The 9529-nt window shown below is 67.8% G+C and carries 10 protein-coding genes; 7 read left to right on the top strand and 3 right to left on the bottom strand.

What is annotated here, in order from left to right; all coding sequences use genetic code 11:
• Positions 1 to 15 precede the first annotated feature (15 nt).
• Together CQ044_RS00465 and CQ044_RS00460 are read left to right on the top strand one after the other, a co-directional pair.
• A complete protein-coding gene (locus CQ044_RS00465) occupies positions 16 to 1326 on the top strand; it encodes a UDP-glucose/GDP-mannose dehydrogenase family protein (protein ID WP_105686093.1) in 1311 nt (436 codons plus the stop codon).
• 45 nt (positions 1327 to 1371) lie between these two features.
• Positions 1372 to 1974, top strand: a complete 603-nt coding sequence (locus tag CQ044_RS00460; protein WP_105686092.1) for an acyltransferase — start codon at positions 1372 to 1374, stop codon at positions 1972 to 1974.
• Positions 1975 to 2013: 39 nt separating this feature from the next.
• On the opposite strand, the gene lhgO is transcribed toward CQ044_RS00460, so the two are convergent.
• Positions 2014 to 3204 carry an L-2-hydroxyglutarate oxidase gene (lhgO, locus tag CQ044_RS00455; RefSeq protein WP_105686091.1) on the bottom strand — a complete coding sequence of 397 codons (1191 nt, stop codon included), beginning with the start codon at positions 3202 to 3204 and terminating at the stop codon, positions 2014 to 2016.
• A 218-nt stretch (positions 3205 to 3422) separates the two neighbouring features.
• Here lhgO and rplM point away from each other — a divergent pair, with 218 nt between their 5' ends.
• The 5 genes from rplM to CQ044_RS00430 all read left to right on the top strand — a co-directional run bounded on the left by rplM (position 3423) and on the right by CQ044_RS00430 (position 6724).
• Positions 3423 to 3869, top strand: a complete 447-nt coding sequence (gene rplM, locus CQ044_RS00450; RefSeq protein ID WP_105686089.1) for a 50S ribosomal protein L13 — start codon at positions 3423 to 3425, stop codon at positions 3867 to 3869.
• A 26-nt stretch (positions 3870 to 3895) separates the two neighbouring features.
• On the top strand, positions 3896 to 4378 hold the full coding sequence (rpsI, locus tag CQ044_RS00445; protein ID WP_105686088.1) for a 30S ribosomal protein S9: 483 nt from the start codon (positions 3896 to 3898) through the stop codon (positions 4376 to 4378).
• A gap of 15 nt (positions 4379 to 4393) precedes the next feature.
• Positions 4394 to 5749, top strand: coding sequence for a phosphoglucosamine mutase (gene glmM / locus CQ044_RS00440; protein WP_105686087.1), 1356 nt, complete (start codon positions 4394 to 4396; stop codon positions 5747 to 5749).
• Entirely contained in the window at positions 5730 to 6179 is a 450-nt protein-coding gene (locus tag CQ044_RS00435; protein ID WP_105686085.1) for a VanZ family protein, read from the top strand. The genes glmM and CQ044_RS00435 overlap by 20 nt, the downstream gene beginning before the upstream one ends.
• A gap of 68 nt (positions 6180 to 6247) precedes the next feature.
• A complete protein-coding gene (locus CQ044_RS00430; protein WP_181158131.1) occupies positions 6248 to 6724 on the top strand; it encodes a VanZ family protein in 477 nt (158 codons plus the stop codon).
• Positions 6725 to 6734: 10 nt separating this feature from the next.
• Here CQ044_RS00430 and CQ044_RS00425 read toward each other — a convergent pair whose 3' ends face one another.
• The gene (locus CQ044_RS00425) at positions 6735 to 8438 is read right to left on the bottom strand and encodes a DUF4012 domain-containing protein (protein WP_181158130.1); all 1704 of its coding nucleotides are present in this window, start codon (positions 8436 to 8438) and stop codon (positions 6735 to 6737) included.
• A 179-nt stretch (positions 8439 to 8617) separates the two neighbouring features.
• The gene (locus CQ044_RS00420) at positions 8618 to 9526 is read right to left on the bottom strand and encodes a nucleotidyltransferase family protein (protein ID WP_181158129.1); all 909 of its coding nucleotides are present in this window, start codon (positions 9524 to 9526) and stop codon (positions 8618 to 8620) included.
• Positions 9527 to 9529: the final 3 nt, after the last annotated feature.

Here is a 9529-nt window from a genome sequence, read left to right as displayed (position 1 = left end):
GGGAGGGGCAGGCGAATGAGGATCTCCGTCATCGGATGCGGCTATCTGGGTGCCGTGCATGCGGCGGCAATGGCATCGATCGGTCACGAGGTGATCGGCATCGACGTCGATGTGCGCAAGATCGAGGCCCTCGCAGAAGGCCGGGCTCCGATCTTCGAGCCCGGCCTGCCAGAGCTGCTCGTGAGCGCCGTCGCATCCGGAGCGCTGCGCTTCTCGACCGACATCGCCGAGACCGCAGGCAGCGACGTGCATTTCGTGACCGTGGGCACGCCGCAGCTTGCCGGTGCGCACGGAGCCGACCTGCGGTTCGTGCATGCGGTGTTCGCGTCGCTGCACCCGCATCTGCGCAACGGCGACATCGTCGCCGGGAAGTCCACGGTGCCGGTGGGCACTGCGGCAGATCTCGCGGATGCCGTGCACGAGACCGGTGCGACCCTGGTATGGAACCCGGAGTTCCTCCGCGAGGGGTGGGCGGTGCAGGACACGGTCACCCCCGATCGGATCGTGGTCGGGGTGCCGGCCGGACCGGCGGGCGAGCGCGCCGCCGACGTGCTGCGACGCGTGTACCACCCCGCGCTCGCCGCGGACACGCCGTACATCGTCACGGACTATGCGACGGCCGAGCTCGTCAAGGTCTCCGCGAACGCGTTCCTCGCCACCAAGATCTCGTTCATCAATGCGATGGCGGAGATCGCCGAGGCGACCGGAGCGGACGTCACCCAGCTGGCCGACGCGCTCGGTCACGACTCCCGCATCGGACGCCGGTTCCTCGGGGCCGGGATCGGCTTCGGCGGGGGCTGCCTGCCGAAGGACATCCGTGCGTTCGCAGCCCGTGCAGAGGAGCTCGGACTGCGCGATTCCGTCGCGTTCCTGCGCGAGGTCGACGCGATCAACCTTCGCCGCCGTGCGCGCGCCGTGCAGCTCGTGCTCGAGGAGACCGGCGGATCCGTCGTCGGCAGGCGGGTGGCGGTGCTGGGAGCGGCGTTCAAGCCGTTCAGCGACGACGTGCGCGACTCCCCCGCCCTCGACGTCGCGGTGCGGCTGCACGGCCTCGGCGCCAGCGTGATCGTGACGGATCCGCAGGCCGTGCCGAATGCCCGCGCGCTGCACCCGCAACTGTCCTACACGACCTCGCGGGACGAGGCGCTGCGCGACGCCGACGTGCTCGTCGTCGTCACCGAATGGGACGAGTACCGCCGCCAGATGTCACCGGAGGACGTCGCAGCGCTCACCGACGGCCGGATCGTGATCGACGGGCGCAACTGCCTCGATGCCGCACGATGGCGGGCCGCGGGGTGGCGCTATCGCGGGTTGGGGCGACCATGAACCGCCTCGGCACCCTCTTCCGCGCACGCATTCGAGGAGGCCGCCATGACCGTCGATGATTCCGCCCTCATCGCCACGACCGCCGATGTGGACCCGCGCGCGAGTATCGGCCCCGGCTCGCGGATCTGGCATCTCGCCCAGGTCAGAGAAGGGGCGCGGCTGGGCGCCGACTGCAATGTCGGCCGCGGTGCTTACGTCGGACCGGACGTCGTCATCGGGGACAACTGCAAGTTGCAGAACTATGCACTCGTGTACGAGCCGGCGCGGTTGGGCGACGGGGTGTTCATCGGCCCGGCCGCGGTGCTCACGAACGACCAGTTCCCCCGGGCGGTGAACCTTGACGGCTCACCGAAGTCGGGCGACGACTGGCACGCCGTCGGGGTGCTCATCGACGACGGTGCGTCGATCGGCGCGCGTGCGGTGTGCGTCGCTCCTGTGTCGATCGGCGCATGGGCGCTGGTCGCCGCCGGAGCCGTCGTCACCAAGGACGTCCCTGCGCATGCGCTCATGGTCGGCGTCCCGGCCCGTCGGATCGGCTGGGTCGGACGGGCGGGGCGGCCTCTCTTTCAGGACGGCGATGGGTGGGTCTGTCCTTTGAGCGGCGAGCACTACAGGGAGGAGGGCGACGGCCTCCGGCTCGTCGAGTGATCCCGGCCCCCGAGCCTGTCGAGGGCCCTGGCTCGCGTTTCAGCGCAGGTGCTCTCGGATCAGATGCTCGGCGATCGCGAGTGAGCTCGTCGCCGCAGGTGAGGGTGCGTTGCGCACCAAAGTCACGGCTCCGACCTGGTCGATCGCGAAATCGTCCAGCAGTTCTCCCCCACGAGCCCAGGCCTGAGCTCGCACACCAGCGGCCGAGGTGCGGCGCAGGTCCGCCATCCGCAGCTCGGGGATGAAGCGCCGCGCCTTGCGGAAGTACCGCGGCTTCAGCAGGGAGCCACTGATCTCGTCCACCCCCATGCGCCAGTGCTGCTTGGCGAGCGGCCACGCACCGGGCCAGCGCAGGGAACCCCAGATGTCCGCGGCCGACCAGCGCAACCAGTTGTATCCCTCGCGCGCGAGCGCGGGCACCGCATTGGGACCGACGTGCACGTCGTCGTACACGCCGCGAGTGAAGTGCACACCGAGAAACGGGAACCGCGGGTCGGGCACCGGGTAGATCATTCCGCGCACCAGCCCGGCTCGCTGCGGGCGCAGCGTCCAGTACTCGCCGCGGAACGGGAGGATCCGCGGCGAAGCGTCCGCACCGACGAGGCGCGCGACCACATCCGACTGGAGGCCTGCGCACACGACGACGCGGTCGAACGCGTGCTCCGACGCGGCGGTCCGCACGTGCACCTGCCCTCCCCGCTCGTGGATCGAGGTCACCTCGTGGCCGAGCACGATGCGCCCGTCCGCGGCACGCACGTCCTGCGCCATCGCCTCGGTGATCGCGGTGTAGTCGACCACCGCGGTATGCGGCGAATGCACCGCCGAGACGCCCTGCACGTGCGGCTCGATCTCGGCGATCCGAACGGTGTCGTCGATACGTTCCAGGCCGGGCACGCCGTTCGCGATCGCCCGCCGTTCGATCTCGTCCAGCGCCCCGCGCTCGGTCTCGTCCGCGGCCACGACGAGTTTGCCGACCTCACGGTAGGGCAGATGCTTCTCGGCGCAGTAGTCACGGATCATCCCTCGACCCTCCGCGCACAGGAGCGCCTTCATGGAGCCCGGCGCGTAATACAGGCCGGCGTGAACCACGCCCGAATTGTGACCGGACTGGTGGGCGGCGAGCCGCGACTCCTTCTCGAGCACCGTGACCTCATCGCCACTCTGAGAGAGCGCGCGGGCGAGCGCAACCCCGACGATCCCGCCGCCGATGATCCCGGTACGACGCCCCATGCGGTCAGCATAGCCCGCAGCGCCCGGCGGATTTGGGTCACAGCGGGCCATGCCGTAGGCTTTGTCTTTGGTGTGCGATCACTGCTGGTCGCACGCACGAACGTGAGCCCTCCACTGGCGTGTTCCCCTTCGGTCTCTCGACAAGTTCAGGACCGATGAGAACCACCCCGGAGTGGGATTCACGAACCTCTCCGTTCGAACAAGAAAGCAGCACTATTGTGACGCGCACTTACACCCCCAAGGCCGGGCAGGTCCAGCGTGACTGGGTCGTCATCGACGCCACTGACGTCGTTCTCGGTCGCCTCGCCTCGCACGCCGCAGCGCTCCTGCGCGGCAAGCACAAGGCCACCTTCGCCAACCACATCGACTCGGGTGACTTCGTCATCATCGTGAACGCCGAGAAGGTTGCGCTCACCGGTCAGAAGCTCCAGAAGAAGATCGCCTACCGCCACTCGGGTCACCCGGGCGGGCTCAAGGCCGTCGCCTACTCCGAGCTGCTCGAGAAGAACCCGGTCCGCGCTGTGGAGAAGGCCATCCGCGGCATGCTCCCGAAGAACAGCCTGGGCCGCCAGCAGCTGGCGAAGCTCAAGGTCTACACGGGCTCCGAGCACCCGCACGCCGCTCAGCAGCCGAAGACGTACACCCTCGACCAGGTCGCCCAGTAAGCGCCGTTACGAATAAGGACATACTCGTGGCTGACAACGACACCACCGAATTCCCGCAGAACTTCTCGACCGAGACCCCTGAGGCCGCCGCCGTCGAGACCGCTCCGCGTCCCGTTCTGACCGTCCCCGGCGCTGCCGTGGGTCGTCGCAAGCAGGCCATCGCCCGCGTGCGTCTGGTCCCGGGCGCCGGCACCATCACGGTGAACGGCCGCTCGATCGAGGACTACTTCCCGAACAAGCTGCACCAGCAGCTGATCAACGACCCGTTCACGGTGCTGAACCTCGCGGGCTCGTACGACGTGATCGCCCGCATCTCCGGCGGTGGCCCCTCGGGCCAGGCCGGCGCGCTGCGCCTGGGTATCGCCCGTGCGCTGAACGAAATCGACGCCGAGAACAACCGCCCGACCCTCAAGAAGGCCGGCTTCCTCTCGCGCGACGCTCGCGTCAAGGAGCGCAAGAAGGCTGGTCTCAAGAAGGCCCGCAAGGCTCCTCAGTACTCGAAGCGTTAAGCCGCGCAGACCTCTATGGCTCTGTTCGGTACGGACGGGGTGCGGGGGCTGGCCAACGGCCCCCTCACCGCCGATATCGCGCTCACCCTGGCCCAGGCGACTGCCGTCGTCCTGGGCCAGGGCCGTATTGCCGAGGCTCGCAAGGCCGCCGGCAAGCGTCTCACCGCCGTGGTCGCCCGTGACCCGCGCATCTCGGGGCACTTCCTCAGCGCCGCCGTCGAGGCGGGCCTCGCCTCCTCCGGCGTGGACGTGCTCGATGCGGGCACGCTGCCGACTCCGGCCGCGGCGTTCCTCATCGCCGACATCGACGCCGACTTCGGCGTGATGATCTCGGCGTCGCACAACCCTGCGCCCGACAACGGCATCAAGATCTTCGCCCGCGGAGGCGTAAAGCTCCCCGATGTCGTCGAGCAGCGCATCGAAGAGGCCATGACCGGCGAGAAGCTGCGCCCCACCGGCGCCGACGTCGGCCGGGTCAGCCGCTTCTCCGATGCCGAGGACCGCTACGTCATCCATCTGCTGGCGTCGCTCCCGCACCGTCTCGACGGCATCCACGTCGTACTGGACTGCGCGCACGGAGCCGCCAGCGGCGCTTCTCCCGAGGCGTTCAGCAACGCGGGCGCCAAGGTGACCGTGATCGGTGCGGATCCGGACGGGATCAACATCAATGACGGCGTCGGATCCACGCATCTCGACAAGCTGGCCGCCGAGGTCGTGCGCGTGGGCGCCGACGTGGGCATCGCGCACGACGGCGACGCGGATCGCTGCCTCGCGGTCGACGCCGACGGCAACGTGATCGACGGCGACCAGATCATGGCGATCCTGGCGGTCGCGATGAAGGATCGCGGGCGCCTCGCAGAGAACACCCTCGTCGCCACAGTCATGAGCAACCTCGGTCTGCACGTCGCCATGCGCGAGCAGGGCATCACCGTGCGCCAGACCGCGGTCGGCGATCGGTACGTGCTCGAGGACATGAACGCCGGCGGCTACTCGCTCGGCGGCGAGCAGTCCGGCCACGTCATCATGAGCGACTTCGCCACCACCGGTGACGGCGTGCTCACGGGACTGCACCTCGTGGCCGAGATGGCACGCCAGAAGAAGACGCTGGCCGAGCTCGCCTCGATCATGACCGTCTACCCGCAGAAGCTCGTCAACGTCAAGGACGTCGACCGCACCAAGACCGACGACGAGCACCTGCAGAAGGCCGTGAGGGCCGTGGAGGCCGAGCTCGGCGACACCGGCCGGGTGCTGCTGCGCCCCTCCGGCACCGAGCAGCTCGTGCGAGTGATGGTCGAGGCCGCGGACGAGCAGTCCGCGCACGAGTACGCGCACCAGCTCGCCGAGGTCGTGCGTGAGCGACTCGCTCTCTGAGAACACCACCAGAGCGGTGCCCGGGCAGCCTCGGCTGCGCCGGGCACTGTTCTGGATGATCGCCTATGCGATCGTCGTCGCGGTGGTCGTGTTCTGGCCCGAGCCGTTCCTCGCGGCGCTCGACCCCTGGATCCGCAAAGCCACCGCGGGATTCCCGGGGCTGACACTCGTCCGGGTCGAGTTCATCGCGAATGTGGCGATGTTCATCCCGCTCGGACTCTTCCTCGCGATGCTCCTCCCCCGGCATCGCCATCTGGTCGTCCCGATCGGATTCCTCTCGACCTGCCTGATCGAGACGGTGCAGGGACTGTTCCTGTCGGATCGCAGCGCCACGGTCGCGGACGTCATCGCGAACACCGCAGGCGCCTGCGTCGGGCTGCTCGCGATCGAGGTCGTCGACGCACTGCGGCGCCGCTCCAGCCGTCGCTGACAGCTCGCCGCGCCGCTCTGCAGGGAGTTCGTCCAGGTGTGCGGCCCAGGCCGCCTATCCTGCTGTTCGTGCCTCCTGTCTCCCCTCCGCCATCCGACGTTCGGGGTCGAACGCGCTCCACGTCGCGCCTCATCGTCCTGACCGCACGGATCGTGCTCGCGCCGTATGCGATCGCCGTGCTGCTGCTCACGTGGCTGCCCGCGGAGGAAGCGGGCAAGGTGACGGGCATCGTCGCCACGCTCGCGCGACTGGTCGCGACGTGGGGCGTCCCGGTGGAAGCCGCCTATACGGTGTTCGAGTTCGCGGCGAATATCGCCCTGTTCGTCCCGCTGGGAGTGCTCCTCGCCGTGGGCTGGCCGCGCATGCCCGCAATGGCGGTCATCGCTGTGGGCTGCGCCGCCAGCACGATCATCGAACTCGTGCAGCTGACCATGCCGAGTCGCTATTCGACGCTCTCCGACGTGATCGCCAACACGCTCGGTACTGTCGTGGGCCTCGTGATCGCTCGAGCGGTCTTCCGTCGGCCCACGGTCGACGACGCCTGAACCGCCGGCGTTACTTGCAGGTCGGCTCGACCGTGGTCGGCGTCGCCCGGGACATCGGAGTCGTCCAGACCTTGAGCGGTCCGCCCGGCCCCGGCGCCTTGAACTCGACGTTCACGGTGTGCGTGTCGGCGAAATGGCTGGGGACCTCGATCTTCACGGCAGGCCGTCCGAGATGCTCACCCTGACTGAGGATGTTCGCTGGTTGCCCGTCGAGCGTGATGCTGGTGAGCGAGCCGCCGGCGGGGCCATAGAACACGACGAAGCTGCTGATGTCGCCCGCCGCGAAGTAGGGACCCGTGATGTACGGCGGCAGCTGGCCTGCCGCCTCCTCGGTCAGGTTCGAGGAGAGTGTCATCGTGCCCTTGACGACCTGATCTGTGCGGCAGGCGTCGATCTTCATGTCGAGGTAGTAGCTCTTCTTCGAGCCCGTGTTGTCGTTCAGATAGACGCCGAGAACGCTCTGGTCCTTGTCCGTCGCCGGCATGATCCCGCTCATCCGGGAGTTGTCGACCAGCTGGGTCTGCTGCGGATCATTGCTCAGGTAGAGAAGGCGCCCCTCATCCGAAGCCCGGAACAGGGCTTGGATGAGCTTCACCGGCGATGCCTTGCCCGAGGTGACGGCGGAGAAGATCGTGTCGGCGGCAGAGGCGAAGAACGCATCCTGCTCGGGCCCGGTCGGGTACTTGAAGTACACCTCGTTGAGCAGCAGCGGCACTGCGTTCTGCGCGGTCAGCTGATCGCCGGTCGCAAGCGTCACGGGGCCGGTCGCCTCGAGGATGTAGGAGAGCGTGACCGGGTCGATCGACAGCACCGCATCGAAATTCGTGCCGATGTCGCGCGCCCACCACGCGTGCAGGATCCGGACTGCGTCCGGCAGGTTCGGCACCATCGTGAAGTCGGGCGTGTAGCGCCCGATCTTGTCGCCGAAGATGTTGACGGCCTGAGGATCCAGATCCACGACGGGGTCCGGACTGCCCTGTCGCTTGAAGTCGGCACTGCTCACGACGTCGCCACGAGTGATCGTGCCATTGTCGACCGTGATCGGCAGGAACTGCGCCGCGTTGCCGCCGAGGCTCCGCGCCTCTGAGTTCCCCTGGAACATCAGGAGGTAGGTGCGTGGACCCTTCGCACCGAGCGCATCCGGCAGGACGCTCAGCACCTCGCGCGCGGTGGACATGGTCGGCTTCAGCTTCGTCAGCTCGGTGTCGAGCTTGGTGACACCATCGGCGACCTGACCGACGAGCTGGGCCTTGTCGACCTTGCGGAGAGCGGCGGTCGCCTTCTGGATCCCCGCATCGACCGACTCGAAGGTCTTCGAGAGGGCGGTGATCGCCGCGGGATCGATCCGCCCGCCGGCGATGTTCAGATCGCTCAGCTTGACGCTCGCGGCGGGGCGCACGACGTCGGTCGCGAGCCCGTCCGTCACCTCGGCGACGGTGCGGACCGCCGAGAGATTGGAGCCGACCACCGGAAGCTTCTCCGCGAAGTCCCACTGCCACCCCTTGGTCGCGGCGACGGCGGCCGCCGTCTGGGCCGAGACCACGCTGGAGCTCTTCGCCGCCGCGTCGAGGTCGCCCGCGAGCACGGACTTCTGCACCTGCTGGACGCCTGCCATCGCGACCTCGAGATGGCCGCGGGCGGACATCGCCTTGTCGTAGACCTGCTTGCCGATGATCCCTCCGGCGACGGCCAGCACGACGAGCAGGAGGAACACACCGCCCACGATCCAGGGCCAGGTCCGACGGCGACGGGGCTTCGACTCACGAACCGCAGTTTGTGGCGACTGCGATCGAAGCTGGCGGCGCGACGAGGGTGTGCTCATTGTTCATCGATTCCATCATCAGGGTCTTGTGAGTTCGCCTGGGATGGCCCTGTCATCCCGGCACTGGTCGATCAATAGCGTCGCCCTGCGCTCCGGTAGCTCAGCATCGCTCGTATCCCGCGCCTCCATCTCGCACGTTGATAGCTCCAGGCCTCCGCTCGGGACGGGATTGCGCTCAAACTGTTCCGAGGGATGTCCCGCCGCGGAACCCACGCGGCGCGGAAAATGATCGCGGGCTTTCGGTACCAGGGAGCACCGTGAACCTGAATCCACCAGCCGACCGTCGAGCCATCTTCGATGTGGGTCCGGTTGATGTCCCACCGGCGCTGGTCTTCAGCCGGCACGTCCTCGAACACGGCTCCGAGACCGAGTTCTCCGATGATGTCGCGAAGCACCCAGACAGCTTTTCCGGATGTTGCGATCCCGTAGAACTCATCTCGCTCAGCCTTGTCGAATTCCTGCACGATCACGGTTCTGAGGCTCGAGAGCTCATCGACGTTGCGGGTTGAGCGTGCATTGCGCTGAGCATGAAGAGCGGAGATCACAGCAGCGCCGGCGCGAGACGGGATCGAGACCGCGACGTGCGCGACCGTCAAGGAAGACCGACCTTTCCAAAGCGCTTCGAAGGCCTGACCCGGATCCGCGAAGAACCCGGGAAACAGTCGATGCACATCGATGTCGCAGGGCCACGCGTCATGGATGAAGGTGCGGGAGTGGCGGGTCAACAACGACGGAGTCTCCCGTCCCACCCGTTCATGCCATCCTCGGCCCTCGAGCAACACGCACAGATCATCGAACCGCGACGGCTCGACGAGCACGTCTGCATCGGCGGATACACGGGGGGCGCGGAGTCCATAGTGGCTCGCCACGGGTCCTTTGATGGCGAGCACGCGGATCTCCCGCTCGGTTGCGACCCACTCGACCAGCGAATGCGCGAGAGTGGTCGCCTCAGCGAGGTCGAAGGTGATCGGAGCCGCCACGAT

Source organism: Microbacterium sp. MYb64 (assembly GCF_002979495.1).
GTDB classification, from domain to species: domain Bacteria; phylum Actinomycetota; class Actinomycetes; order Actinomycetales; family Microbacteriaceae; genus Microbacterium; species Microbacterium azadirachtae_A.
Note: the sequence above shows the minus strand (reverse complement) of the source record. Positions and strands in the feature narration are given on the sequence as shown.